Origin of the sequence: Geodermatophilus aquaeductus (assembly GCF_900182545.1) — a bacterium.
Classification (GTDB): domain Bacteria; phylum Actinomycetota; class Actinomycetes; order Mycobacteriales; family Geodermatophilaceae; genus Geodermatophilus; species Geodermatophilus aquaeductus.
Window position 1 is genome coordinate 115,435 of record NZ_FXTJ01000005.1, and the last position, 25,834, is coordinate 141,268.

The 25,834-nt window shown below is 75.8% G+C and carries 21 protein-coding genes; 7 read left to right on the forward strand and 14 right to left on the reverse strand.

Annotated features, from left to right (window positions below; all coding sequences use genetic code 11):
• Window positions 1-14 precede the first annotated feature (14 nt).
• On the reverse strand, window positions 15-1,616 hold the full coding sequence (gene serA, locus FN207_RS14040; RefSeq protein WP_142459124.1) for a phosphoglycerate dehydrogenase: 1,602 nt from the start codon (window positions 1,614-1,616) through the stop codon (window positions 15-17).
• A 193-nt stretch (window positions 1,617-1,809) separates the two neighbouring features.
• Here serA and FN207_RS26690 point away from each other — a divergent pair, with 193 nt between their 5' ends.
• Window positions 1,810-2,574, forward strand: a complete 765-nt coding sequence (locus FN207_RS26690; RefSeq protein ID WP_221888198.1) for a hypothetical protein — start codon at window positions 1,810-1,812, stop codon at window positions 2,572-2,574.
• 119 nt (window positions 2,575-2,693) lie between these two features.
• A complete protein-coding gene (locus FN207_RS14050; protein WP_142459125.1) occupies window positions 2,694-3,263 on the forward strand; it encodes a hypothetical protein in 570 nt (189 codons plus the stop codon).
• 58 nt (window positions 3,264-3,321) lie between these two features.
• Here FN207_RS14050 and ilvC read toward each other — a convergent pair whose 3' ends face one another.
• From ilvC to ilvD, 6 genes are all read right to left on the reverse strand, one after another.
• Complete coding sequence (gene ilvC, locus FN207_RS14055; RefSeq protein WP_142459126.1) at window positions 3,322-4,350, reverse strand: ketol-acid reductoisomerase; 1,029 nt, start codon at window positions 4,348-4,350, stop codon at window positions 3,322-3,324.
• A gap of 60 nt (window positions 4,351-4,410) precedes the next feature.
• Window positions 4,411-4,938 carry an acetolactate synthase small subunit gene (gene ilvN / locus FN207_RS14060; protein ID WP_110905375.1) on the reverse strand — a complete coding sequence of 176 codons (528 nt, stop codon included), beginning with the start codon at window positions 4,936-4,938 and terminating at the stop codon, window positions 4,411-4,413.
• Window positions 4,939-4,948: 10 nt separating this feature from the next.
• A complete protein-coding gene (locus FN207_RS14065; RefSeq protein WP_142459127.1) occupies window positions 4,949-6,817 on the reverse strand; it encodes an acetolactate synthase large subunit in 1,869 nt (622 codons plus the stop codon).
• 284 nt (window positions 6,818-7,101) lie between these two features.
• Window positions 7,102-9,747 (reverse strand): putative bifunctional diguanylate cyclase/phosphodiesterase, encoded by a 2,646-nt coding sequence (locus tag FN207_RS14070; protein WP_142459128.1) that lies wholly within the window; start codon window positions 9,745-9,747, stop codon window positions 7,102-7,104.
• 34 nt (window positions 9,748-9,781) lie between these two features.
• Window positions 9,782-12,478: a putative bifunctional diguanylate cyclase/phosphodiesterase gene (locus FN207_RS14075; RefSeq protein WP_142459129.1), complete on the reverse strand. Its 2,697-nt coding sequence runs from the start codon at window positions 12,476-12,478 to the stop codon at window positions 9,782-9,784.
• A 141-nt stretch (window positions 12,479-12,619) separates the two neighbouring features.
• Entirely contained in the window at window positions 12,620-14,323 is a 1,704-nt protein-coding gene (gene ilvD / locus FN207_RS14080) for a dihydroxy-acid dehydratase (RefSeq protein ID WP_142459130.1), read from the reverse strand.
• 79 nt (window positions 14,324-14,402) lie between these two features.
• Here ilvD and FN207_RS14085 point away from each other — a divergent pair, with 79 nt between their 5' ends.
• The gene (locus FN207_RS14085) at window positions 14,403-15,239 is read left to right on the forward strand and encodes a helix-turn-helix transcriptional regulator (RefSeq protein ID WP_246066048.1); all 837 of its coding nucleotides are present in this window, start codon (window positions 14,403-14,405) and stop codon (window positions 15,237-15,239) included.
• Here FN207_RS14085 and FN207_RS14090 read toward each other — a convergent pair.
• From FN207_RS14090 to FN207_RS14100, 3 genes are read right to left on the reverse strand one after another with little or no spacing between them, the layout of a single operon-like run.
• Window positions 15,221-15,601 carry a PH domain-containing protein gene (locus FN207_RS14090; protein ID WP_246066049.1) on the reverse strand — a complete coding sequence of 127 codons (381 nt, stop codon included), beginning with the start codon at window positions 15,599-15,601 and terminating at the stop codon, window positions 15,221-15,223. The genes FN207_RS14085 and FN207_RS14090 overlap by 19 nt on opposite strands.
• Before the next feature lie 14 nt (window positions 15,602-15,615).
• Window positions 15,616-16,575: a 2-hydroxyacid dehydrogenase gene (locus FN207_RS14095; RefSeq protein ID WP_246066050.1), complete on the reverse strand. Its 960-nt coding sequence runs from the start codon at window positions 16,573-16,575 to the stop codon at window positions 15,616-15,618.
• 11 nt (window positions 16,576-16,586) lie between these two features.
• The gene (locus FN207_RS14100) at window positions 16,587-17,969 is read right to left on the reverse strand and encodes an NAD(P)/FAD-dependent oxidoreductase (RefSeq protein ID WP_142459132.1); all 1,383 of its coding nucleotides are present in this window, start codon (window positions 17,967-17,969) and stop codon (window positions 16,587-16,589) included.
• A 123-nt stretch (window positions 17,970-18,092) separates the two neighbouring features.
• Between FN207_RS14100 and FN207_RS14105 the strand changes: the two genes are divergently transcribed.
• Entirely contained in the window at window positions 18,093-19,256 is a 1,164-nt protein-coding gene (locus FN207_RS14105) for a PQQ-dependent sugar dehydrogenase (protein WP_246066051.1), read from the forward strand.
• Between the two features lie 51 nt (window positions 19,257-19,307).
• On the opposite strand, the gene gatB is transcribed toward FN207_RS14105, so the two are convergent.
• Genes gatB through gatC form a run of 4 tightly spaced genes read right to left on the reverse strand, consistent with a single transcriptional unit; the run spans window position 19,308 to window position 22,805 of the window.
• Window positions 19,308-20,807 (reverse strand): Asp-tRNA(Asn)/Glu-tRNA(Gln) amidotransferase subunit GatB, encoded by a 1,500-nt coding sequence (gatB, locus tag FN207_RS14110; protein ID WP_142459134.1) that lies wholly within the window; start codon window positions 20,805-20,807, stop codon window positions 19,308-19,310.
• Entirely contained in the window at window positions 20,804-20,986 is a 183-nt protein-coding gene (locus FN207_RS14115; RefSeq protein ID WP_142459135.1) for a hypothetical protein, read from the reverse strand. Before FN207_RS14115 ends, gatB begins: the two co-directional genes overlap by 4 nt.
• Window positions 20,983-22,476 carry an Asp-tRNA(Asn)/Glu-tRNA(Gln) amidotransferase subunit GatA gene (gene gatA / locus FN207_RS14120; RefSeq protein ID WP_142459136.1) on the reverse strand — a complete coding sequence of 498 codons (1,494 nt, stop codon included), beginning with the start codon at window positions 22,474-22,476 and terminating at the stop codon, window positions 20,983-20,985. Before gatA ends, FN207_RS14115 begins: the two co-directional genes overlap by 4 nt.
• A complete protein-coding gene (gatC, locus tag FN207_RS14125) occupies window positions 22,473-22,805 on the reverse strand; it encodes an Asp-tRNA(Asn)/Glu-tRNA(Gln) amidotransferase subunit GatC (protein ID WP_142459137.1) in 333 nt (110 codons plus the stop codon). Before gatC ends, gatA begins: the two co-directional genes overlap by 4 nt.
• Window positions 22,806-22,982: 177 nt before the next feature.
• On the opposite strand from gatC, the gene FN207_RS14130 reads away from it, so the two are divergent.
• From FN207_RS14130 to FN207_RS14135, 3 genes are all read left to right on the forward strand, one after another.
• A complete protein-coding gene (locus FN207_RS14130) occupies window positions 22,983-23,648 on the forward strand; it encodes an ACT domain-containing protein (RefSeq protein ID WP_142459138.1) in 666 nt (221 codons plus the stop codon).
• A 213-nt stretch (window positions 23,649-23,861) separates the two neighbouring features.
• On the forward strand, window positions 23,862-24,464 hold the full coding sequence (locus FN207_RS26960) for a hypothetical protein (RefSeq protein ID WP_246066052.1): 603 nt from the start codon (window positions 23,862-23,864) through the stop codon (window positions 24,462-24,464).
• The gene (locus FN207_RS14135) at window positions 24,395-25,810 is read left to right on the forward strand and encodes an HNH endonuclease signature motif containing protein (protein WP_246066053.1); all 1,416 of its coding nucleotides are present in this window, start codon (window positions 24,395-24,397) and stop codon (window positions 25,808-25,810) included. Before FN207_RS26960 ends, FN207_RS14135 begins: the two co-directional genes overlap by 70 nt.
• The last annotated feature ends 24 nt before the right edge of the window (window positions 25,811-25,834 follow it).

The following is a 25,834-nucleotide window of genomic DNA, read 5'->3' on the forward strand; positions in this document are numbered from 1 at the left end:
GCGACGACCCTAGGTCAGCGCGGGTCGAGGTCGGCCGAGCGGGCCTCGCGCGCGCCGATCCGGCCGGCGATGTCGGCCAGCAGGTCGGCACCGACCGGGCTGTCGACGACGACGGCCATGAGCGCCTCGCCGCCGCGGGTGGTGCGGCTGACCTGCGCCCCGGCGATGTTCACACCGGCCTCCCCCAGCGCCGCCCCGACCGTGCCGACGACGCCGGGCCGGTCCGTGTAGACGAAGAACAGCAGGTGGCCCGACAGGTCGAGGTCCATGTCGAAGCCGTCGACCTCGACCAGCTTAGGCACCTGGTTCTTGCCGAACAGCGTCCCGGAGACGGCGACCTCGCGGCCGTCGGCCATCGCGCCGTGCACCCGCACCAGGTTGCGGTAGTCGGGGCTCTCGACGTCGCTGGTGAGCGTCACCTCGAGCCCGCGCTGCCCGGCCAGCAGCGGCGCGTTGACGTAGGTGACCTGCTCCTCGACGACGTCGGCGAACACGCCCCGCAGCACCGCCAGCTGCAGGACCGAGGCGTCGAACTCGGCGAGCTTGCCGCGCACGTCGACGGTGACCGACTGGGCCAGCCCGCCGGCGACGGCGGTGAACACCGTGCCGAGCTTCTCGGCCAGCGGCAGCCCGGGCCGCACGTCCTCGGCGACGACGCCGCCGGCCTGCACGTTGACCGCGTCGGGCACGAACTCGCCCTGCAGCGCCAGCCGGACGGAGTGGGCGACGGCGGTGCCGGCCTTGTCCTGCGCCTCCGTCGTCGAGGCGCCCAGGTGCGGGGTGACGACGGTGTTGGGCAGGCCGAACAGCGGGCTGTCGGTGGTGGGCTCGGTGGCGAAGACGTCGATCCCGGCCGCACCGACCTGGCCCGTGCGCAGCGCGTCGGCCAGGGCGGCCTCGTCGACCAGCCCGCCGCGGGCGGCGTTGACGACGATGACGCCGCGCTTGGTGGTGGCCAGCTCCTCGGCGCCGATCAGCCCGAGCGTCTCCGGCGTCCTCGGCAGGTGGACGGTGATGAAGTCCGCCTCGCGGAGCAGCTCCTCCAGCGACACCATTCGCACCCCGAGCTGCGCGGCGCGGCCGGGCTGGATGTAGGGGTCGTAGGCGATCAGCGTGGTGCCGAAGGCGGCCATGCGCTGGGCCACCAGCTGGCCGATGCGGCCGAGGCCGACGACGCCGACCACCTTGCCGGTGACCTCGACGCCCATGAACTGCGACCGCTTCCAGGCGCCCTCGCGCAGCGACGCGTCGGCGGCCGGGATCTGGCGGGCGGCGGCCAGGAGCAGCGCGACGGCGTGCTCGGCGGCGCTGACGATGTTCGACGTCGGGGCGTTGACCACCAGGACGCCGCGCTCGGTGGCGGCGGCGACGTCGACGTTGTCCAGGCCGATGCCGGCGCGGGCGACGACCTTGAGGTTCGGTGCGGCGGCGAGGGCCTCGGCGTCGATCCGCGTGGCGCTGCGGATCATGACCGCCGCCGCGTCGGCCAGCGCGGGCAGCAGCGCGGAGCGGTCGGCGCCGTCGACGGAGCGGATCTCGACGTCGGCGCCCAGGACCTCCAGCACGCTGGGGGCGAGTTCCTCGGCGATCAGGACGACGGGCGCGGTCTCGGTCACGCGGTCTCCAGCGCGGGGACGCGGCGTGCTGTTCCCGCGTCCGCCTGCTCGCGGCGCGGTCACGGGGCGGGAACGGCGCGCCCCAGAGGTCACAGTCCCGCCCCGGTGGGAGTGGGCTGCTTGCCCGTGCCCGACCGCGCCCGCATCCTGGCGCGCGACGCGCCGCACCAGGAGGCGCCCGCAAGGGAGAACCATGACTGACTTCGGCAAGGACCAGGGCGGGGCATCGGCCTCCGGCCAGGGTCAGCCCTCGGACCAGCAGTACGGCCAGCAGGGCCAGGACCAGCAGCAGGGGTACGGCCAGCAGGGATACGGCCAGCAGTACCCCCAGCCGGGCTACGGCCAGACCCAGCCCTACGGCCAGCAGGGATACGGCCAGCAGGGATACGGCCAGCAGGGGTACGGCCAGGCCCAGCCCTACGGCCAGCAGGGCTACGGCGAGCAGGGCTACGCCCAGCAGTACGGCCAGCAGTACGGCCAGGGCGGCGTCCCGGCCAAGCCCGGCGGCGTCGTGACGGCGGCCGTGCTCGGCTTCGTCTTCGGCGCGATCGGCGTGCTGATCAGCCTCGTGGCGATCTTCGCCGGCGCGCTGGCCAGCGGTGCCGGTGACGACCTGGACAACGAGATCCCCGGCTTCGGCGCCGTCGCCGGTGCCGTCGGCGGCGTCATCCTGGTCTTCGGCCTGCTCGCCCTGATCTGGACCGTCGTCATGATCTGGGGCTCGGTGTGGGCGCTGACCGGGCGCAGCCGCGTGATGCTGCTGGTCGGCGGCTCGATCGCCCTGGCCTTCACGCTCTTCGGGCTGATCGGCAACCTCTCCGACGCCGACACCGCCGGCGCGGGCGGGATCATCACCAGCCTGCTGTTCTTCCTCGCCGCGCTGGCGATCGTCGTCCTGCTGGCGATGAAGCCGGCCGCCGCGTTCTTCGCCGCGCACCGGGCACGCCGCGGCCGCTGACCGCGTTCACCCCGTGGGGGTCCGCCGACACCGGCGGGCCCCCACGGACGTCTCGCAGCGGCTATGGTCCGCCGCCGGTCGCCGACCGGGCGCCCGCCACCCCAGGAGGAAAGCAGAGCATGACCAACCCCAGCTTCGACAAGAACTCCCCGCAGGGTGGTCAGCCCTACGGCGCGCCCGGCCAGCAGCCCTACGGTCAGCAGCAGCCCCACGGCCAGCCGTACGGCCAGCAGCCCCCGGCGCCCTACGGCGGCGGCTTCGGCGGCCCCTCCCCCTACGGTGGCGCTCCGGCGGGTCAGCGTCCCGGCCAGGTGACCGCAGCCGCGGTCATCGGTGTCGTCATCGGTGGCCTGGGCTCGCTGTTCGGCCTGCTGGCCATCCTGGGTATCGGTCTGCTCTTCGCGCTGAGCCCCCTGCTCGGGCTGTTCACCCTGCTGGCGGTCGCCACGGCCGTGGTCGTGCTGGTCGGCGGCATCCAGGTCCTCACCGGCAAGGGCCCCCGGCTGCTGCTCCTGGGCAGCTACGCCTCCATCGGCATCCAGTTGCTGACGCTGGTCATCTCGCTGGCCGTCGGCGGCGGCTTCGAGTTCTCGGCCCTGCTCGGCTTCGTCCTGCCCGGCCTGATCGTGTTCCTGCTGCAGCAGCCGCAGGCCAAGCAGTACTTCGCGTCGCGGGGGCTCTCGTACTGACCTGCACCGACGAGAACGGCCCCCGCTGCCTGCAGGCAGCGGGGGCCGTTTCGTTCGTTCAGTTGCGGGCGGCGGTGCCGGTGTAGTCGTCGGACGCCGACACCCAGCTCATCAGGCCGCGGAGCCGGCGGCCGGTCTCCTCGATCGGGTGCGCCTCGGCCTCGGCGCGACGGCGCTTGAAGTCGGGGGCGCCGGCGTCCTGGTCGGCGATGAAGGCCGCCGCCCAGGAACCGTCCTTGATCGCGGCGAGGACGTCCTTCATCGACTCCTTGACGCGGGCGTCGATGACCTTCGGGCCGGAGGTGTAGTCGCCGTACTCGGCGGTGTCGGACACCGACCAGCGCTGCTTGGCGATGCCGCCCTCGTACATGAGGTCGACGATCAGCTTGAGCTCGTGCAGGCACTCGAAGTAGGCGACCTCGGGCTGGTAGCCGGCCTCGGTGAGCGTCTCGAACCCGGCGGTGATCAGCGCGCTGGCGCCACCGCAGAGGACGGCCTGCTCGCCGAACAGGTCGGTCTCGGTCTCCTCGGCGAAGGTCGTCTTGATGACGCCGGCCCGCGAGCCGCCGATGGCCTTGGCGTAGGACAGGGCGAGCTGCAGCGCGCCGCCGCTGGCGTCCTGCTCGACGGCGACCAGGCAGGGCACGCCCTTGCCGTTCTCGAACTCGCGGCGCACGAGGTGGCCGGGGCCCTTGGGGGCGACCATGGCGACGTCGACGCCGGCCGGGGGCTTGATGTAGCCGAACCGGATGTTGAAGCCGTGGCCGAAGAACAGCGCGTCGCCGTCCTGCAGGTTGGGCTCGATCGACTCGCTGTAGAGCGTCCGCTGCACGTGGTCGGGCGCCAGGACCATCACCAGGTCGGCCTCGGCGGCCGCCTCGGCGGGGGTGACCACCCGCAGGCCCTCGGCCTCGGCCTTGGCCCGGCTCTTCGAGCCCTCGGGCAGGCCGACCCGGACGTCCACGCCCGAGTCGCGCAGCGACAGGGCGTGCGCGTGCCCCTGGCTGCCGTAGCCGATGACGGCGACGGTGCGCCCCTGGATGATCGACAGGTCGGCGTCGTCGTCGTAGAAGATCTCGGCGGCCATGCGGTGGTGCTCCTTCGGTGGGTTCTCGTAGGGGGTTCTGGGTCTTCAGGCGCTGCGGGATCAGGCGCTGCGGTCGACCGGGCGCAAGGTACCGGCGCCGCTCATCGAGCGCGGACCCCGGCCGAGGGCGACGGTGCCCGACTGCGCCATCTCCTTGATCCCCAGCGGGGCGAGGACGGCGAGCAGGGCCTGCAGCTTGTCCGGGGTGCCGGTGGCCTCGAGGGTCACGGTGTCGGTGTTGACGTCGACCACGCGGGCGCGGAACAGCTCGGCGGTCTGCAGCACGGTGGTGCGCTCGGCCATCGGCGCGCGCACCTTCACCATCAGCAGCTCGCGCTGGACCGCGGAGCCGCCGTCGAGCTCGACGATCTTGATGACCTCGACCAGCTTGTTCAGCTGCTTGGTCACCTGCTCCAGCGGAGCGGACTCCGCGTCGACGACGATCGTCATGCGCGAGAGGTCGGGGTTCTCGGTCGGGCCGACGGCCAGCGACTCGATGTTGAACGCGCGCCGGCTGAACAGCGCCGAGACGCGGGCCAGGACACCCGACTTGTTCTCGACCAGGACCGACAGGGTGTGGCGGGTCATCTCGGTCCCCCTAGACCTGGTTGTCGCCGAAGACCGGGCGCAGGTCGCGCGCGGCGAGGATGTCGTCGTTGCTCGAGCCCGCGGCGACCATCGGCCACACCTGGGCGTCGGCGCCGACGACGAAGTCGATGACCACCGGGGCGTCGGTGATCGCCATGGCCTTCTCGATGACGGCGTCGACGTCGTCCTTGGACTCGCAGCGCAGGCCCACGCAGCCCAGGGCCTCGGCCAGCGCGACGAAGTCGGGGATGCGCACCGGCTTCGGCGTCCCGTCGGCGTTGCTCGCGTGCAGCCGGGTGTTGGAGTAGCGACCCTCGTAGAACAGGGTCTGCCACTGCCGGACCATGCCGAGGTTGCCGTTGTTGATGACGGCGACCTTGACCGGGATGCCCTCGATGGCGCAGGTGGCCAGCTCCTGGTTGGTCATCTGGAAGCAGCCGTCACCGTCGATGGCCCACACCGTGGTGTCCGGGCGGCCGTACTTGGCGCCCATGGCCGCGGGGACGGCGTAGCCCATCGTCCCGGCGCCGCCGCTGTTGAGCCAGGTGCCCGGCTTCTCGTACCGGATGAACTGCGCGGCCCACATCTGGTGCTGGCCGACGCCGGAGGTGTAGATCGCGTCGGGGCCGGCGATGGCGCCGATCCGCTCGATGACGTACTGCGGCGACAGCGAGCCGTCCTCGGGCCACTCGTAGCCGAGCGGGTAGCGGGTGCGCCAGTCGTCGAGCTGCTCCCACCAGGCGGCGAGGTCGGGCGTGCGGCCGGCGGCGTGCTCGGCGCGCAGCGCGGTCACCAGCTCGGCGATCGTCTCCTTGGCGTCGCCGACGATCGGCACGTCGGCCTTGCGGTTCTTGCCGATCTCGGCGGGGTCGATGTCGGCGTGCACGACCAGCGCGCCGGGCGCGAAGGTCGACAGCTGGCCGGTGACCCGGTCGTCGAAGCGGGCGCCGAGGGCGACGAGGACGTCGGCCTTCTGCAGCGCGGTCACCGCGGCGACGGTGCCGTGCATGCCGGGCATCCCCAGGTGCTGCGGCGAGCTGTCGGGAAAGGCACCGCGGGCCATGAGGGTGGTGACGACGGGCGCGCCGGTGAGCGCGGCGAGCTCGGCGAGCTCCTCGGTGGCACCGGCCTTGAGCACGCCGCCGCCCACGTAGAGGACCGGCCGGCGCGCGCCGGCGATCATCGCCGCGGCCTCGCGCACCTGCTTGCCGTGCGGGCGGGTGGTCGGCTTGTAGCCGGGCAGGTCCAGCCGCGGGGGCCACGAGAAGTCGGTGGTGGCCTGCAGGACGTCCTTGGGGATGTCGACCAGGACCGGTCCGGGGCGGCCGGTGGCGGCCAGGTGGAAGGCCTCGGCGATCCGCTGCGGGATCTCCGCGGCGTCGGTGACCAGGAAGTTGTGCTTGGTGATCGGCATCGTGATGCCGCGGATGTCGGCCTCCTGGAACGCGTCCGTGCCGATCGCGGCGCTGGGCACCTGGCCGGTGATGGCCACGATCGGGACCGAGTCCATGTAGGCGTCGGCCAGCGGCGTCACCAGGTTGGTCGCGCCCGGGCCGGACGTGGCCATGCAGACGCCGACCCGGCCGGTGGCCTGCGCGTACCCGGTGGCCGCGTGCCCGGCGCCCTGCTCGTGGCGGACGAGGACGTGCCGCACGTGCGAGTCGAACAGCGGGTCGTAGGCCGGGAGGATCGCCCCGCCCGGGATGCCGAAGACCACCTCGACGCCCACGGCCTCGAGCGAGCGGACCAGGCTCTGCGCGCCGGTGATGCCGGTCGCGGGCAGGTGAGCGGACTCGGCGATGGAGCGGGCCGTCGTCTCGACACCGGTGAGGGCGGCTGCGGCCTCTCGGGTGGCGGACTCGCTCGGGGTGGTCGTCATGCGGGCTGTCTCCTGGGCCGGACGAGCGGGCGGACGTGCGGTTCGGGTGTCTGCTCCGGGCGGGAGGGGTCCCGGCGGTCCGCCGGGCCGGCCCCGCCCCGGGCCTCGTGCCAACAAAAAACCCCTCGTGCCGCGGGCACAGAGGGGCGTAGCGCGTCGGTCGGGCGACCGGCGCGCTAGGCGACTACGAGGAGCAGGCAGGCGGAGGGCACGGGCACACTGTGCGCCTCGCCCGCCCGGACGTCAACCAGGACGTCCCACACCGTGAGACCGTGTCGTCTCGTTCATGGGACGGCGACCGGCTCGGGCGCTCCCAGCCGCGCGGCGTCGAAGCCGTCGACGACCGCGGGCAGCTCCGTGGCGGGCACCGGGCGGCCGATGAGCCAGCCCTGCAGGAACCGGCACCCGAGCGCGGTGAGGACCGCCATCTGCTCCGGCGTCTCCACGCCCTCGGCGACGACGTCCATGCCCAGGGTGCGGCCGAGGTCGACGACGCTGCCGACCAGGGCGGCGCCGCGCGGGTCGGTGTCGATGCCCGAGACGAACCCGCGGTCCATCTTCAGCACCTGCACGGGCAGCCGGGCGAGGTAGGCCAGCGACGAGTAGCCCTTGCCGAAGTCGTCGAGGGAGACGACGCAGCCCAGCGCGGAGAGCTCGGCGAGCTCGGCCAGCAGCCGCTCGTCGTCGTCCATGAGGACGCTCTCGGTCACCTCGATCATCAGCAGGTGCGCCGGCAGGCCGGAGCGCTCGAGCGCGCGGGTGACGTCCTCCACCAGGCAGCGGGCCTGCAGGTGGCGCACCGAGATGTTGACGCCCAGCTTGAGGTCGCGGCCGCCGGCCACCAGCCGCGCGTGCTCGGCGGTCGCCGTCTCCAGCACCCACCGCTGCAGCGGCACGATCAGCCCGTCGTCCTCGGCCAGGCCGATGAACTCCTCCGGCGACACCGGCCCGTGCACCGGATGGTCCCAGCGCACCAGCGCCTCGACGCCGAGGATGCGGCGCTCGGCCGTGCCGGCCACCGGCTGGTGCACCAGCCGCAGCTGGCCCCGGGCGATGGCGCCGGGCAGGTCGCGGGCCAGCCGGCTGCGCCGGGCGGACTCCTCGACGAGGGCCTCCCCCGACGCGCGGACGCCGTTCTTGCCCTGGGCCTTGACCGTGCGCAGCGCCAGGTCGGCCTCGCGGACGGTGGCCGAGGCGTCGGCGCCGGCGACCACCTCGGTGACGCCGACGCTCGCCGACGTGCGCAGGACCGGTCCGGCGCCCTCGGGGTCGCCGGGCGCGGCGTAGCGGTGGGTGCGGTCGAGCCGCGCGACCAGCCGCTCGGCCAGCGCCAGCGCCTCGTCGGGGCCGGCGTCGACGACGAGGGCGAACTCGTCGCCGCCGAGGCGGGCGACCAGGTCACCGCCGCGGGCCTCGGCGCGCAGCGAGTCGGCCACCTCGCACAGCAGCCGGTCCCCCGCGTCGTGGCCGGCGACGTCGTTGACCGCCTTGAAGCCGTCGAGGTCGACCAGCAGCACGCACGAGCGGCGGCCGCGGGCGGCACCGGCGAGGGCGTCGTCGAGCGCGGCCATGAAGCGCGCGCGGTTGGGTAGGCCGGTGAGCGAGTCGGTGTAGGCCAGCCTCTCGAGCTCGCGGTGACCGGCGCGGCGCTCGGTGACGTCGCGCAGGTGCAGCACCAGGCCGTCGCCGGCGCGGCGGCCGGCGGCCGGGGCGGCGCCGGAGACCTCGACGTCGCGCCACGTGCCGTCGGTGGCGTGCAGCCGACCGGTGGCGGGCAGGCCGTCGGGCGTGCCGTCGCGGAGAGCGGCGCCGACGCGGTCGAGCAGGTCGCGGTCCTCGGGGTGCAGCAGGTCGACCAGGACGTGGCCGAGCAGGTCGGCTTCCGCGCGGCCCAGCCGGTCGGCTACGGGACCGGACACCGAGGTGACCCGGCCGGGGCCGTCGAGGACGAGGGTGACGGCGTCGCCGCTGTGCACCAGCGCGCGGAACCAGCCCTCGGTCCGCTCCAGGCGGCGGGTGAGCGCCGCGGCGTCGACCGCCCAGTAGAGCGTCCGGGCCGAGGTCAGGACGACGAGGACGGCGGCCGCGACGGCCTCGCCCACCGTCACGGGACGGCCGGTGACCGCGCCGCCGGTGACCGCGAGCAGCGCCGCGGTGGCCGCGCCGTGGGCGAGGACGCCGCCGCGCAGGGGCAGCGCGCGGCGGCCGGGCTCCTCGTGCGCGCCGACGTCGGCCAGGGCGCCGCGCAGGCCGGCGCCCAGCATGACCAGCCAGGCGAGCACGGTGACCACGTCCCACGCCGGGGACGCCGAGCCGGCGGACGTGCGGCCGAGCGCGCCGGCGAGGGCGACGAGCGCCATCGCGACGAAGGAGACGAGCAGCCAACCGGCGGCCCGGCGGCGGCCCTCGGCGACGGCGGTCAGGGTGACCAGGCCGATGCCGCACAGCACCGCGCCGACCAGCGGGTAGCCGACCGAGATCAGGCCCGGCCGCGGGTCCGACGTCCCGGCGACCAGCTCGCCGACGAGGACGCCGCCGGACAGGGCGACGGCGACGGTGACGACCACGCCGTCGAGGAGCACCCGGGTGCCCAGCCGCCGGGAGGACCGCGGTGGCAGCAGGAGCACCGCGGCGGACACGGCCACGGGGACGGCGAGCAGCACGGGCAGGTCCTCGACGCCGCCGGAGGACAGGTCGCGGCCGGGCCGGGCGAGGGCCATCGCCTGGCCGAGTGCCAGCAGCGCCCCGGTGGCGGCCAGCGCCCGCCACGGCCGGCCGGCGCGCCCGGGCAGCCGGGCAGCGCAGCGGGCGAGCACGACGGCGGCGGTCGCGGAGGCGAGGCCGAGGGCGGCGGGCAGGAGCCAGGCCGACACCGCTGCCCCGCTCAGCTGCGCCACGGTCGTGACGACACCGAGGACGGCGAGCAGCACCTGCGCTCCCACCGCGGCCCTGGCGGCACGGCGCTCAGCCACGGCGGCCGGCCCGGACGGCGGGGACGTCGGCGGCAGCGGCCCCGCCGTCGGCCGAGGACCCGACCAGGCCGGGCCACAGCAGGCCCCCGCCGTCGCGCAGCAGGCGCACGAGGTCGGCCAGCGGCAGCGGGCGGGACAGCAGGAAGCCCTGCGCGTGGTCGAGGCCCAGGCCGCACAGCACGCCGAGCTGGGCCGGCGTCTCGACGCCCTCGGCGACGACCTGCAGCCCGAGCGAGCGGCCGACGGTGAGGACCGCCTCGCACAGCGCGCGGCTCTGCCGGTCGCGGTCGACGCGGGAGACGAAGGACCGGTCGAGCTTGAGCACGTCGACCGGTAGCCGGGTGAGGTGGGCCAGCGAGGAGGAGCCGGTGCCGAAGTCGTCGAGGGCGACGTGCACGCCCATGAGCCGCAGCGCCTCGATGTCGACGGCGACCGAGTCGCCCTCGGCCAGCACGGTCGCCTCGGTGATCTCCAGGACCAGCCGCTCGGGCGCCAGGCCGGAGGTGCGCAGCGCGCAGGCGACGTCCTCGACGAGGGTCCGGTCGGCCACGTGCGCCGCGGAGACGTTCACGCCCAGCCGCAGCGGCGCGTCGCCGGTCTGCGGCAGGGCGAGGACGGCCGCGGTGGCCTCGCGCAGCACCCACCGCTGCAGCGCGCCGATGACCCCGGCGCGCTCGGCGATCGGCACGAACTCGCGTGGCGGGACCTCCCCGAGCTCCGGGTGCCGCCAGCGCATCAGCGCCTCGACGCCGACGACCTGCTTGTCGCTCATGCGCACCAGCGGCTGGAAGGCCAGCCACAGCTCGCCGCGGTCGGCCGCGCCGGGCACGTCGTCGCGCAGGCGGGCCCGGCGGGCGGCGGCCGCGCCGAGCGCCGGCGTCCAGCAGGTGGCGCGCGCCGAGCCGGACGTGCGGGCGGCCGCGACCGCGAGCTCCGCGCGGGCGCCGACCTCCGCGACGTCGGTCCCCGGCTCCACGACGACGACGCCGATGGCCGCGGTGAGGTCGAAGACGCCTGCGGGGGTGGTGACCGGCTGCTCCAGCACCGCCAGGCAGCGGTCGCCGAGCAGGGCGGCGGTGTCGGCGTCGCCCTCGGCGAGGACGGCGAACGTGCCGCCGACGAGCCGGGCGACCACCTCGTCGCCGCGCACGGCCGAGCGCAGCCGCCGGCCGAGCTCGACCAGGACGGTGGCGACGGCGTCGCGGCCGGCGTGCTCGCGGACCTCGTCGAGCCCGGCGACCTCGACCAGGAGGACGCAGGAGCCGGCCCGCTCCGTGGTCGGCGCCAGGGCGGCGTCCCAGCCGGCCCGGTTGGGCAGGCCGGTGAGCGCGTCGGTGAACGCGACCTGCTCGAGGGCCCGCTCGCGGGCCACCCGCTCGGTCACGTCGCGGCAGTGCAGCAGCACCGAGCCGACGGCGGGGTCGGTGCGCAGGTCCGAGACGCTGACCTCCAGGCAGCGGCGGCTGCCGCCGGCGTCGCGGGCGTGCAGGGTCACCAGGCCGCCGGCGCCGGTGTCGAGGACACGGCGCAGCTCGGCGGCGTCCCCGGGGTCGAGGGTGCCCGGCCGGCCGGCGGCGCCGGAGAGGACGTCCCGGCCGGTCAGCTCGGCCGGCGTCGTGCCCAGCAGCGCGGCCATGGCGGGCGAGGCGAAGCCGACCCGCAGCCGCCCGTCCAGCACGAGGACGGCGTCGCGGCCGGCGTGCAGCAGGTTGCGGAAGTACGCCTCGTCGCGGCGCAGCCGGGCACCGCGCAGGGAGTCCTCGCGGGCGGTGACCCAGCGGTGAGCCGCCGACAGCGCCACGCACCCGAACGCCCCGGCGAGGGTCACCCAGGTCGGCGTCGTCCCGAGCGCCAGCGGCACGACCACCAGCGCGACGACGACCACCAGGGCCAGGTGCGGCAGCACCGAGCGCAGCTGGTCGGCGCGGCCGCCGGCAGCGCGGCGCCGCACGTCCGGGCCGGTGCCCGGGTCGAGCAGGCGGGCCAGGACGAGCAGCGCGAGGCCGACGACGACGGCGACGCGGGTCAGCGGGACGGCGTCGTACGCGCCGAGGAGCGCGGCGGCGGTGCCGGTCCCGCGGGCGGCGCAGAGCACGACGAGAGCGCCGAGCAGCACCGTGGCCATGCGCTGGCGGTGCGCCTCGACGGCACCGAGGACGGTGAGCCCGGCGGCCATGGCGGCCGCGCAGGCCACGACGGCGGCGCCGAGCACGAGCTGGGCGCCGAGCGACAGCGCCGTCCAGCTGTTGCCGGGGCCGACCAGCAGCAGCTGCATGGCGACCAGGGCGGCGGCGCCGAAGAGGGCGAGCTCGAGGAGCGTCCGCCGGCAGGTGCGGCGCAGGCTGGAGCGCTCGACCATGCCGAGCGAGGCGACGACCACGAGGACGTAGCCGGGGACGGTGGGCACCCATCGCAGCACCACCGCGGACAGCGCCGACTCCGGCGCCACCGCGGTGCTGAGGACCAGGCCGACGACGGGGAACAGCGCCGCGGCGGCCATGAGCCGCCAGGGCGGCGCGGAGGGGTCGCCGGAGCGGCTCAGGGCGAGCAGCGCCAGGCAGGTGAGCAGCCCGGCCAGGCCCGTGACGGCGTCGCCGAGCCAGTACAGCGAGGGCTCGGCGGCGGCCAGGACGCACGCCGCCGCGGCCGGCACGGCGCACGCCAGCAGCCACCCGATCCGCCTGTCCACACCGGGGGTGTCGGCAGCGGCGTTCCCCGGCGACAGTCCCCGGGGAGCGCCGTCACCCTTCCTGGTGAGGTGCTGGAACGGCCCCGCTGCAGGGGCCCGCCACGAGCGGAGCGCGTGGTGGGGGGCAGCGGGGTCCTTCCGTCATCCGCAGATGGCGCCCTGGGCCGCGGAGCCGACCAGCTTGGCGTACTTGCCGAGCACCCCCGTGGTGTAGCGCGGCGGCAGCGGCGCCCAGTCCTGCCGGCGCCGGGCCAGCTCGTCGTCGTCGACCAGGAGGTCCAGCGTCCGGGCGGCCAGGTCGAGCCGGATGCGGTCGCCGTCGCGCACGAACGCGATCGGGCCGCCGTCGGTGGCCTCGGGGGCGACGTGGCCGACGCACAGCCCCGTCGTCCCGCCGGAGAACCGGCCGTCGGTGAGCAGCAGGACGTCCTTGCCCAGGCCCGCGCCCTTGATCGCGCCGGTGACGGCGAGCATCTCGCGCATACCCGGCCCGCCGCGGGGGCCCTCGTAGCGGATGACGACGACGTCGCCGGGCTGCAGCGTGCCCTCGGTGACGGCGTCCATGGCGCCCTGCTCGCCGTCGAAGACGCGCGCGGTGCCCTCGAAGACGTCGGCGTCGAACCCGGCCGACTTCACGACCGCGCCCTCCGGCGACAGCGAGCCGCGCAGGATCGTCAGGCCGCCGGTCTTGTGGATCGGGTCGTTCATCGCGTGGACGATCGTGCCGTCGAGGTCCGGCGGGGCGATCTCGGCCAGGTTCTCGGCCATCGTCCGCCCGGTCACGGTGAGCGTGTCGCCGTGCAGCAGCCCGGCGTCGAGCAGCGCCCGCATCACGACCGGGACGCCGCCCACGCGGTCGATGTCGGTCATCACGAACCGGCCGAAGGGCTTGACGTCGGCCAGGTGCGGCGTGCGGTCGCCGATCCGGTTGAAGTCGTCGAGCGTGAGGTCGACCTGCGCCTCGTGCGCGATCGCCAGCAGGTGCAGGACGGCGTTGGTCGAGCCGCCGAGCGCCATCACCACGGTGATCGCGTTCTCGAACGCCTCCTTGGTCATGATCTGGCGGGCGGTGATGCCCTTGCGCAGCAGGTTCACCACGGCCTCGCCGGAGGCGACGGCGAAGGCGTCGCGGCGGCTGTCGGGGGCCGGCGGGGCGGCGCTGCCGGGCAGGGCCATGCCGAGCGCCTCGGCCACGCTGGCCATGGTGTTGGCGGTGTACATGCCGCCGCAGGAGCCCATGCCCGGGCAGGCGGCGCGCTCGACGGCGGCCAGCTCGTCCTGGGTGATCAGCCCGCGGGCGCAGGCGCCGACGGCCTCGAAGACGTCGATGATCGTGAGGTCGTCGCGGTCGCCGAGCTTCCCCGGCAGCGTGGAGCCGGAGTAGAGGAAGACGCTGGCGAGGTCGAGCCGCGCCGCGGCCATGAGCATGCCGGGCAGCGACTTGTCGCAACCGGCGAGCAGCACCGAGCCGTCGAGCCGCTCGGCGAACATGACCGTCTCCACCGAGTCGGCGATGACCTCGCGGCTGACCAGCGAGGCGCGCATGCCCTCGTGGCCCATGGAGATGCCGTCGGAGACGGAGATGGTGCCGAACTCCAGCGGGAACCCGCCGGCGGCGTGCACGCCCTCCTTGGCCCGCTTGGCCAGCCGGTCGAGCGAGAGGTTGCACGGGGTGATCTCGTTCCACGACGACGCCACGCCGATCTGCGGCTTCTCCCAGTCGTCGTCGCCCATGCCGACGGCGCGCAGCATCGCCCGGGCCGGGGCGCGGGTGATGCCGTCGGTCACCTCGCGGCTGCGGGGCTTGACGTCGGCGGTGGTGCGGGGGTCGTCCACGGTCGTCACGGACGCCGAGGGTAGGCGCGTCCTCGGTCCCGCCCCAGGGGCGGCTGATACTGGTACCGACACCACCCCAGGAGCCACCGTGTCCGCCACCGCCCGTCGGGAGCTCGCCGAGTTCCTGCGCTCCCGCCGCGCGCAGCTCGACCCGCGCGACTCCGGCCTGCCGCCGGGCGGCCCGCGGCGGACGCCGGGGCTGCGCCGGGAGGAGGTCGCGCTGCTCTCCGGCGTGAGCGCCACCTGGTACACGTGGCTGGAGCAGGGCCGCGACATCCGCCCGTCGCGCCAGGTCGTCGAGGCGCTGGCCCGCACCCTGCGGATGTCGCCGGCGGAGTCGGAGTACGTGCTGCGGCTGACCGGGCACCGGGGCACGGCACCGGCCGGCGCGGCCGCCGGGATGCCCGGGCACGTGCAGCGGCTGCTCGACGCGCTGGGCCACTGCCCCGCCTACGCCATCACCGCGGACTGGTCGATCGCCGGCTGGAACCGCGCCTACGAGCGCTTCTACCCCGGGGTGGCCGCCGTGCCCGCGGCCGGGCGCAACCTGCTCTGGCTGGTCTTCACCGACCCCGCCGTCCGCGCGCTGCTCGCCGACTGGCCGGGCGACAGCCAGCGGTTCCTCACCCAGTTCCGCGCCGAGGTGGGCCACCGGCTGGCCGACCCGGCGGTCGTCGACCTCGTCACCCGGCTCGAGGCGGCCAGCCCGCACTTCCGCGCCGGCTGGGCCAGCCACGACGTCGACCGCTTCAGCTCCGCCGAGCGGCGCTTCGAGCACCCGGAGGTGGGCAGCCTGCTGCTCGAGCACCACCAGCTCACGCCCGCCGACGCCCCCGGGCTGCAGCTCGTCGTCTACACCGCGGCCGACGGCAGCGAGAGCGCGCGGCGGCTGCTGCGGCTGGCCGGTCAGCCCGCCGGGGGCTGAGGGACGTCGATCCGGCCGCCGGACCACCCCGCCAGGCGCGGCAGGTCGCGGGCGCGCAGCACCGGCAGCTGCACCTCGCGGCCGCCGGTGGTGACCAGCCGCAGCCGGGCGTTGCGGCCCACGCGGATGCCGGCCAGGTCGTCCCAGGCCACCCGGCGCTGCCCGAGCAGGCCGTGGGTGGTGATGGCGGCGTCGTCGACGTCGACCCCGACGCGCAGCACCCAGACCGCCGCTCCCAGCGGCAGCAGCAGGACCAGCGCGGCCCACGGGGAGGCCGCGGCGAACGGGAGCACGCAGACGGCGAGGAAGACGACGGGGAGCAGCGCGACCCGGCTCAGGCGCATGCGCGCGAGGGATGCCACCCGCCCATGATCCGTCAGTAGTCGGCGACCACGTCGGCCAGTGGCTCCCCGGCCAGGACCCGGCGCAGCTGCGCGACGACGGTGGCCTCCGCGCGGGCGGCGGTCCCGGGCACCGCCCCGGCCACGTGCGGGGTGAGCAGCAGCCCGGGCGCCGACCACAGCGGGTGGCCCTCGGGCAGCGGCTCGGGGTCGGTGACGTCGAGCGCGGCCCGGAGCCGGCCGGCGGTCAGCTCGGCGAGCAGCGCACCGGTGTCGACGACGACCCCGCGGGCGGCGTTGACCAGCAGCGCACCGTCCTTCATCGCGGCGAGGAAGGCGGCGTCGACCAGGCCGGTGGTCTCGGGCGTCACCGGCACGATCACCACGACGACGTCGGCCTCCGGCAGCAGCCGCGGCAGCTCGTCGGTGCCGCGGACCCCGTCGCGGGCGGTGCGCGCGACGAACGTGAGGTCGACGTCGAAGGGCGTCATCATCGCCGCGACCCGGCGGCCGATGTCCCCGGCGCCGACGACGAGCACCCGCGCGCCGACCAGCGAGGAGTACGTGCCCGGCGTCCAGCGGCCGGCGGCCTGCTCGCGGACCAGCTCGGGCAGGCCGCGCTGGGCGGCGAGCGTGGCGGCCAGCACCCACTCGGCCGTCGACGGCGTGTGCGCGCCGCGGGCGTTGCACAGGACGACGCCCTCGGGGAGCCGGCCGACGAAGCGCTCGGCGCCGGCGCTGAGCAGCTGCACCAGCCGCAGCCGCGGGAGCGCGCCGAGGAACTCCTCGGTCGGGCTCTCGGCGCCGCTGCGCGGCACCCAGACCTGCGCCTGCGCGGCCTCCCCCGCCGGTGGGCGGTGGCCGGGGTCGGCGCGGAGGGCGCGCACCCGCGGCGACAGCGCCGCCACCGCGTCGGCCATCGCGCCGGAGGGCACGAGGACGGTCAGCGTCTCGTCGGGGCCGACGACGTCGGTGCCGCGGATCTCGGGGGCCACGGACGCCGAGACTAGGAGGGGACGGACGGCTCCACCGCGCCGATCCCCTGGGCGGTGGCGGTGCGGGCGTCCTCCGGGCGGACCACGGACAGCTGCGTGGACTCCGGCGGCAGCAGCGTCTGGAACAGCCAGTCGGCGGCCACCCGCACCCGGTTGGCCATCGCCGGCAGCGCGTAGAGGTGGTAGCCGCGGGTGACCACCTTGGCCACCGGGCCGGTGAGCGGGATCCCGAGCGGGCGGGCGACGGCGTCCCACCCGCCGAGGTCGGCGACCAGGCCCAGGTCGCGGTGCCGGTAGCGGCGCGGCCGGCCCACCCCGAGGTCGGCGGCCACGTTGCGGCCGAGGCCGGCGCCCTGGCGCTGCGCGTGCTGGGCCGTCGGCGGGGTGTCCGGGAGCGCGCCCCCGTCGTGGTGGGCGGCGAGGTCGGGCACCGCGGCCGCGTCGCCGGCCGCCCACACGCCGGGAGCCCCGGGCACCGACAGGTCGGCGTCCACGACGAGCCGGCCGCGGCGCAGCGGCAGCCCCAGCCGCCCGACCAGCGGGGAGGCGACCACCCCGGCGCCCCAGACGAGAGTGCGGGTCGGGACCGTCTCGCCGTCGGTCAGGACGACGGCCTCCTCGTCGGCCGACACCACCGACGTCCGCAGGCGGACCTCGACGCCGCGGCGGGCGAGCAGGTCCAGCGCGCGGCGCCCGAGCTCGGGGCCGAGCTCGGGCAGGACCGCGGGGGCGAGGTCGACGAGCACCCACCGCACATCGCCGGCCCGGGTGCGGTCCCACCGGCTCTCGATGCGGCGCAGCCACCGCTGCGTCTGGGCCACGACCTCGGTGCCGGTGTACCCGGCACCGACCGCCACGACGGTGAGCCGCGCGGCCCGCTCGGCGCGGCCCTCCGGGGTGTCGGGGAGCGCGTCGGCGAGGTCGAGCTGCTCGAGCAGGTGGTCGCGGAGGAACACCGCCTCCACGAGCGTCTTGAGCGCCCGGCCGTGCTCGGGCACGCCCGGCACCGGCAGCTGGCGGGTCACCGAGCCGGGCGTGAGGACCAGCCGGTCCCACCGCAGCGTCGCCGGCTCCCCGTGCGCCGGGCGGAGGGTGACCGTGCGGCCGGGCAGGTCGACGTCCTCGACCCGGCCGAGGACCAGCCGCACCCGCGGGAGCAGCCGCCGCAGCGACACCGCTATGTGCCGGGCCTCCACCACGCCGGTGGCCACCTCGGGCAGCAGCGGGCTGTAGAGCAGGTAGTCGGTGGGCGTGACGAGGACGAGGTCGGCGGCCTCGGGCGGGAGGCTGCGTTGCAGGCGCTGGAGAGCGGCCAGGCCGGCGAACCCGCCCCCGACCACGACCACCTGCGGTCGCGTACCCGGCCTGCCCGCCGCGCTGCTGCCGACCGCCACGTCGCGCCTCCCGACCTCCGCGGTACCGGACAGGTGAGTGCGGGGAACGTACCGGGCCCGGGGCGTCCGGGGTCCCGCTCGGCGCGCACCGCCCGGACGGCGTCCGCCCGTACTGTGGAGCGGGTGAGGCGGGGACGGGCGGCCGGCGCCGCGTGCGCGGTGGCGCTCACCCTCGTGCTCGCCGGCTGCGGCGAGGACGGCTACGAGCCGGCGGGTCCGTTCCGGCCGCTGCCCCAGGGCCCGCCGCCCGAGGTCGGGCCGCCCACCGAGTCCTCCCCCGCACCCGCGCCGGGCGACCCCGCCGACCCCGGCTCCGGCACCACCGGCGGGGACCCCAACGTCGTCGCCACCGGCCTGACGGTGCCCACCGGCCTGGTCGTGCTGCCCGACGGCAGCGCGGTCGTGGGCGAGCGCGAGACCGGCCGGCTGCTGCAGGTCTTCCCCGACCGTTCGCCGGCGCAGGAGCTGATGGTCCTCCCCGGCGTCGACACCGCCGGCGACGGCGGCCTGCTCGGGCTGGCGCTGTCGCCGACGTTCGACGAGGACGGGCTGTTCTACGCCTACGTGTCGACGGCCACCGACAACCGCGTCGTCCGCTTCCCGATCGGCGGCACGCCCAACCCGGTGCTCACCGGGCTCCCCCGCGGCGAGGTCCACAACGGCGGCGGGCTGGCGTTCGCGCCCGACGGCACCCTGTTCGTCGGCACCGGCGACACCGGCAACCCGGCGCTGGCGCAGGACCCGGCCTCGCTCGGCGGCAAGGTGCTGCACGTCGACGTCTTCGGGCAGCCCGTCAGCGGCGCCGGCCCGGTGTTCAGCCGCGGCTTCTCCGACGTCACCGCCGTCTGCCCCTCCGGCGACGAGGCGGGCACGTTCTACGCCGTCGACGAGTCCAGCGCCGGGCCCGACGAGCTCAACGAGCTCGTCGAGGGCAGCGACCACGGCTGGCCGGCCGCGGGCGCCGGGACGATCACGCCCCTGCTCGAGATCGGCAACGCCGAAGGTGGGCTGGGCGGCTGCGCCGCGGCCGGCACCACGGTGTTCCTCGGCGCGCTCGACGGCCAGCGGGTGACCGTCGTCCAGGTCGACGGCAACGGCGGGGTGGCCGAGGACCCGACCGAGCTGCTGGGCGGGCGCTACGGCCGGCTGCGCACGGTGGTCCTCGACAGCGAGGGCGGGCTGTGGGTCACCACGTCCAACAGGGACGGCATCGGCACGCCCGCCGAGGACGACGACAAGGTGCTGCGGATCCTGCCGCCGTCGTCGACCGGCTCCTCGCCGCTCTGACCGCGCACTTCCGCGGATCTGCACGGTGCAGATCCGCGGAAGTGCACGTCGTCAGCTGCTGAGGACGCGCTCCTCGAGCATCCGGCGGACGGTGGCCGCGTCGGCCTGGCCGCGGGTGGTCTTCATGACCGCACCCACCAGCGCGCCGAGCGCCTGGACCTTGCCGCCGCGCACCTTCTCGACGACGTCGGGCGCGCCGGCGATCGCGGCGTCGACGGCGGCGACGAGCTCGTCGGACTCCCCCATCACCGCCAGGCCGCGGGCCGCGACGACGGCGCGCGGGTCGCCCTCGCCGGCCAGCACGCCGTCGAGGGCCTGCCGGGCGAGCTTGTCGTTGATCGTGCCCTCGGCGACCAGCGCGGTCAGCTCGGCCACCTGCGCCGGGGTGACGGCGAGGTCGGCCAGCTCGACGCCGGCGTCGTTCGCGCGCCGGGCCAGCTCGCCGAGCCACCACTTGCGGGCCTCGGCCGGGGAGGCACCCGCGGCGACGGTCTGCTCGACCAGCCCGAGCGCCCCGGCGTTGACCAGCCAGGTCATCTCGGTGCCCGACAGGCCCCACTCCTGCTGCAGGCGGGTGCGCCGGGCGGCGGGCAGCTCGGGCAGGTCGGCGGCGAGCTTCTCCACCCACTCGGCGTCCGGGGCGAGCGGCACGAGGTCGGGCTCGGGGAAGTACCGGTAGTCGGTCGCCTCCTCCTTGCTGCGGCCCGGCGACGTGCTGCCGGTGTCCTCGTGGAAGTGCCGGGTCTCCTGCACCACCCGGCCGCCGGCGTCGAGGACGGCGGCCTGCCGGCGCATCTCGTAGCGCACCGCCCGCTCCACCGACCGCAGCGAGTTGACGTTCTTCGTCTCGGTGCGGGTGCCCCACTCCAGGCTGCCGACCGGGGCCAGCGAGGTGTTCACGTCGCAGCGCAGGCTGCCCTGCTCCATGCGGACGTCGGAGGCGCCGAGCGTCTGGATGATCTCGCGCAGCTCGGTGACGTAGGCGCGGGCGACCTCGGGGGCCTTGGCGCCGGTACCGGGCACCGGGCGGGTGACGATCTCGACCAGCGGGATGCCGGCGCGGTTGAAGTCGACCAGCGAGTGGTCGGCGCCGTGGATGCGGCCGGTGGCCCCGCCGACGTGCAGGTTCTTGCCGGTGTCCTCCTCGAGGTGCACCCGCTCGATCTCCACGCGGTAGGTCTGCCCGTCGACCTCGACGTCGAGGTGCCCCGCGGTGCACAGCGGCTCGTCGTACTGGCTGGTCTGGAAGCCCTTGGGGATGTCCGGGTAGAAGTAGTTCTTCCGGGCGAACCGCGACCAGGCGGCGATCCGGCAGCCCAGGGCCAGCCCGATGCGGATGGTCGACTCGATGGCCGCGGCGTTGGCCACCGGCAGCGAGCCGGGCAGGCCCAGGCAGACCGGGCAGGTCTGGGTGTTGGGCTCGGCGCCGAACGTCGTCGAGCAGCCGCAGAACATCTTCGACTCGGTGCCCAGCTCGACGTGGGTCTCCAGGCCGATGACCGGCTCGTAGCGGGTGAGGACGTCGTCGAGGTCGACGAGGGTCTCGCTCACGGGGTGGGCCCTCCCTTCGGGGCGGTGCTGCGGCCGGTGACCCAGGCTCCGATGCCGGTCAGCACGCCCAGGACGATGAAGACGGCGAAGACGGCCTCGCCGGTGACCAGCCAGAGCACCAGGCCGGCCAGGACGACGAAGGCGGTCAGGCCCCAGGCGGCCTTGAGCGGGCCGGTCACGCGGCACGCTCCGCGAGCCGGTCGGCGAGCGGGGCGCCCTGCGCGGCCTCGACGGCGGCGGCGACCCGGTAGCAGCGGTCGTCGGACAGCGCCGGGGCCATCACCTGCAGGCCGACCGGCAGCCCCTCGGACAGCCCGCACGGCACCGAGATGGCCGGGACGCCGGCCAGGCTGGCCGGCAGCGTGCACAGGTCGGCGGCGTACATGGCCAGTGGGTCGTCGACGCGCGCGCCGATCGGCCAGGCCACCGTGGGACTGGTCGGGCTGACCAGCACGTCGACGTCGTCGAAGGCGGCGAGGAAGTCGCGGTTGATGAGCGTGCGGACCTTCTGGGCCTGCCCGTAGTAGGCGTCGTAGTAGCCCGCCGACAGCGCGTACGTGCCGAGGATGATCCGCCGCTTCACCTCGGGGCCGAAGCCCTGCTCGCGGGTGAGCGCCATGACCTCGTCGATGTCACGGCTGCCGTCGTCGCCGACCCGGATGCCGAACCGCATGCCCTCGAAGCGCGCCAGGTTCGACGACGCCTCGCTCGGCGCGATCAGGTAGTACGCCGGCAGCGCGAGGTCGAACGCCGGGCAGGACACCTCCCGCACCTCGGCGCCGGCCGCCTCGAGAAGCGCCACCGCCTCGGTGAACCGCTCGAGCACGCCGGGGTCGTAGCCGTCGCGGGCACCCTCGCCGCCGAGCTCCCGGACGACGCCGACCCGGAGGCCCGACAGGTCGCCGCCGGCACCGCGGCGGGCGGCCTCGACGACCGTGGGGACCGGAGCGTCGATGGACGTGGAGTCGCGCGGGTCGTGGCCGCCGATCGCCTCGTGCAGCAGGGCGGCGTCCATGACCGTGCGGGCCATCGGACCGGCCTGGTCCAGGCTCGAGGAGAAGGCGATCAGGCCATAGCGCGACACCGAGCCGTAGGTGGGCTTGTGCCCGACCAGGCCGGTGACGGCGGCGGGCTGGCGGATCGACCCGCCGGTGTCGGTGCCCAGCGCGAACGGCGCGAGCCGGCCGGCCACCGCGGCGCTGGAGCCGCCCGAGGACCCGCCGGGGATGCGGTCGCGGTCCCACGGGTTGCGGGTGACCTTGTAGGCGGAGTTCTCGGTGGAGGAGCCCATCGCGAACTCGTCCATGTTGGTCTTGCCGAGCAGGACGGTGCCGGCGTCGTGCAGCCGGCTGGCGACCGTGGCCGAGTACGGCGGGCGCCAGCCCTCGAGGATGCGCGAGCCGCTGGTGGTGGGCACGCCCTCGGTGACGAACACGTCCTTGAGCGCCACCGGGATGCCGGCCAGGCCGGTGCCGGCGGTGCCGCTCGCGTCGATCTCGCCGGCCCGCTGGAGTGCGGCGTCGGCGTCGACGTGGAGGTAGGCGCCGAGGTCGCCGTCCTCGGCCGCGATCCGGTCGAGGTGGGCGCGGGTGACCTCGACGGCGGAGGTCTCGCCGGAGGCCAGCGCGGCCTGCAGCGCGGTGACCGGGAGGGCGGTGAGGTCGCTCACTCCTCCTCCCCCAGGATGCGCGGCACGCGGAAACGGCCGTCCTCGGCGGCGGGGGCGCCGGCCAGGACGACGTCGCGGGGCAGGCACGGGGTGACGACGTCGGGGCGCAGCACGTTGGTCAGCGGGACGGCGTGCGTCGTGGGGACGACGTCGCCGGCGTCGGCGCGCTGCACCCGGGCCACCGCGTCGAGGACCGCGCCCAGCTGACCGGCGAAGCGGTCCAGCTCCTCGTCGGTGACGGCCAGCCGCGCCAGCCGTGCGAGGTGCGCGATGTCCTGGCGGTCGAGGGCCGGGTGCGCGCCGGGATCGGGCTCGGGCTGGGTGCTCATGAAGAGGGAGGACTCCTGTCGTCGGCGCCGGCCGGCGCCAGGGACGCAACCTGGCCACTGTACGTGGGCCCGGTCCGGCGCCGTCCGGTGCTCGACCCCCGGCCGCCCGTGCGGGAAGCTGCTCGGGACCACGATCGACGGAGATCGGCTCGCACCTCGTCGCCTGCGGAGGCACCCGTGTCCTATCTCCTGCGTCTTGTCGTGCCCGACCGCCCCGGTCTGCTGGGCGCGGTCGCGACCGCGCTGGGCGCCGCCGGCATCGACATCGTCTCGGTCGACGTGCTCGAGCGCGGCGGCGGCGTCGCCGTCGACGACATCGTGGTGGACCTGCCACCCGACCGGCTGCCCGACAGCCTGATCACCGCCGCCCAGGCGGTGCCGGGCGTGCAGGTGGAGACCCTGCGGCCCTTCGCCGGCCCGCTGGACACCCACCGCGAGCTCGACCTGCTCGAGGAGCTGGCCCGTGCCGCCGAGGGCACCGCGGTCAAGCTGCTGGCCGTCGAGCTGCCGCGGGTCTTCCACAGCGGCTGGGCGGCGGTGCTGCAGGCCGGCGACGACGGCTGCTCCGTGCTGGCCGCCTCCGACGCGGCCCCGGCCTTCGACGGCATGCCGCTGCCGTGGCTGCCCCTGTCCTCGCCGCTGCTCCTGCCGAGCGAGGACGACTGGCTGCCCGAGCGCTGGCGGGAGATGGCCGTGGAGATGATGGCGGCGCCGTTCGGCGACCCCCGCACCGCCGTCGTCCTGGGCCGCTCCGGCGGGCCGGTCTACCGGCGTTCGGAGCTCCTGCGGCTGACCCACCTCACCGGCATCGCCGCCGGCGTCGCCCACCTGCCACCGGCCTGACGCCGCCTCCCCCCACGGGGCCGGGCCGTTCCACCAGCCCGACGCCGACGGGCGCCGCATGGCATTGCCATCGCACCGGTTCCGTCACAGCCCTCCGCCTCGTTCTCTCGCGCATGGCCCGCGCACCCAGGCCGACCTGTCCCCGCTCTGACCTGCGGGTTCTGTGTCCACAGTCTGTTGTGCGACGTTCTGTTCGAACGTATGATCGAGTACGTGACGGGATCCTCGACGGCGGTGCTCGACCCGCCGGCCGCGACGCCTCCGGGCGTGGGCTGGGCGTCCGGTCCACTGGGTGAGGTGCAGGCCGCCAGCCGGGAGATCTCGCGTCAGACGGCACGGCGGTACCGCGCGATCGCCGCGTTCGCCGCCACCCGCCCGGCCTCGGCCGACCGGGCACAGGGCGAGCCGGGCGCGATGTCGGCCGAGCGGTGGGCGGCACGGGCGGCGGTGCTGCGACCGGTGAGCGAGTGGGCCACCCCGGAGCTGGCCATCGCACTCGACGTCAGCAGCCAGCGGGCCGAGGACGAACTCGAGCGCGCGCTGCTGCTCGACCAGCGACTGCCCCTCGTCCTCGACGCCCTGGAAGCGGGCGTGCTGCACCCCGGGCACCTGTGGTGCCTGCTCGAACACGTCGCCCCCATCGCCGACGACGCGCTGCGCACCCGCGTGCAGAACGAGCTGCTGGACTGGATGGGCGCCCGGCACCGGGTCACCACCCCGCCCAACTCGGCGACCGGGTGCGCCGCGTGGTGGCCCGGCACAACGCCCGCGACGCCGCCCGCCACCTCACCGACGCGATCCGCCGCCGCGGCGTGACGGCCCGGCCCGACCGGTGCGAGGGCATGAGCGTGGTCTCGGCGCTGCTGACCACCCCGGAGGCCGCGGCCCTGGTGGCCGCACTCGGCGCCTACGCCGACGCGCTGCCCGCCGACGGGCGCAGCCGCGGGCAGACGATGGCCGACTGCCTGCTCGACCTGGTGCTGCGCCCCAGTGAGACCGGCCTGCCGCCGGTGCAGGTGGTCCTGTCGGTGATCGCGCCGCTGGGCGCGCTGCTGGGTGGGGACCAGCCGTGCGAGATCGACGGGCAGGTGGTGCCCGCCGAGACGGTCCGCGCGCTGCTGGCCGCGCTGACCGGCCATCCGCTGGTCACCACCGCCGCCCCGGCCGACACCGCTCCGGCCGACACCGCTCCGGCCGACACCGCCAACATCGCCAAAACCGACAGCGGCAGTGGCCGTGGAGGGCAGGGCGCCGCCGGCGATGACTCCCCGCTGGGCGATCAGGCGCTGCTCGGCGTCACCGCCGCTGAGGCGGCGCGTTACGAGGCCGAGGCCGGAGAACTGGCGGCGTGGTGGGCCGAGATGGAGCGTCGGGTGCTGGCCGGGGAGTTCGATGCCGAGCCGCCACCGCAGTTCATCGACGAGGACGGGCCACCCGACCTCCCGGCACGGCCCCACTCCGCACCACCTCCGCACCCAGCCGGTCCCCCGGATGGCTGGTGGGCGCGGGCCGACCGCGCGGTCGACGATGCCGGGGATGCGGTCCTCGCCGCCCAGCAGGCCCTCGGCCACGCCCACCGCCTCGTGTCCACCGCCGCCCGGGCCGACGCCGCCGACGAGGCCGCCTGGGCGCACAGCGCCGCCGGGCGGGTCACCGCCGCCCCCGACGCCCTCACCGCGCTCGGGGCCGCCACCGATCAGGCCCGCCGGGCGCTCGCCGGCCTGCTGGCGTCAACGGGCGGCGGTGGGCTGGCCGACCGGCCGCGCCTGGTGCTCACCGACGCGCTGACCGGCGCGTTGCTCGCCCTCACCGACCTGCCCGCCCTGCGTCGCGCCGCGACCACCGGCGTGGGCCTGCGCGTCCCCGGGGTCACCGCCGGCTACCGGCCCGGCGTCGCCCTCGACCGACACGTCCGCGCCCGCGACCGCCGCTGCCGCTTCCCCGGCTGCCGCCGCCGCGTCCCGCGCAGCGGCGAACTCGACCACGCCGTCCCCTGGCCGGCCGGACCCACCGCCGCGGGCAACCTCACCGGCTACTGCACCGGCCACCACCGCGGCAAGCACCAGGCACCCAGCTGGCGACACACCCTCGCCCCCGACGGCACCCTCACCGTCACCACCCCGAGCGGCCTGACCGCGACCACCGAGCCACCGCCGTACTGAGCCCAGTCGAACGGTCCCGGAAAG

Coding starts and splice junctions, on each gene's coding strand:
- FN207_RS14050 (WP_142459125.1), top strand. CDS start 2,694: ATGACCAACCCCAGCTTCGACAAGAACTCCCCGCAGGGTGGTCAGCCC.
- ilvC (WP_142459126.1), bottom strand. CDS start 4,350: ATGGCCGCCGAGATCTTCTACGACGACGACGCCGACCTGTCGATCATC.
- gatC (WP_142459137.1), bottom strand. CDS start 22,805: ATGAGCACCCAGCCCGAGCCCGATCCCGGCGCGCACCCGGCCCTCGAC.
- FN207_RS14065 (WP_142459127.1), bottom strand. CDS start 6,817: ATGACGACCACCCCGAGCGAGTCCGCCACCCGAGAGGCCGCAGCCGCC.
- ilvN (WP_110905375.1), bottom strand. CDS start 4,938: ATGACCCGCCACACCCTGTCGGTCCTGGTCGAGAACAAGTCGGGTGTC.
- FN207_RS26690 (WP_221888198.1), top strand. CDS start 1,810: ATGACTGACTTCGGCAAGGACCAGGGCGGGGCATCGGCCTCCGGCCAG.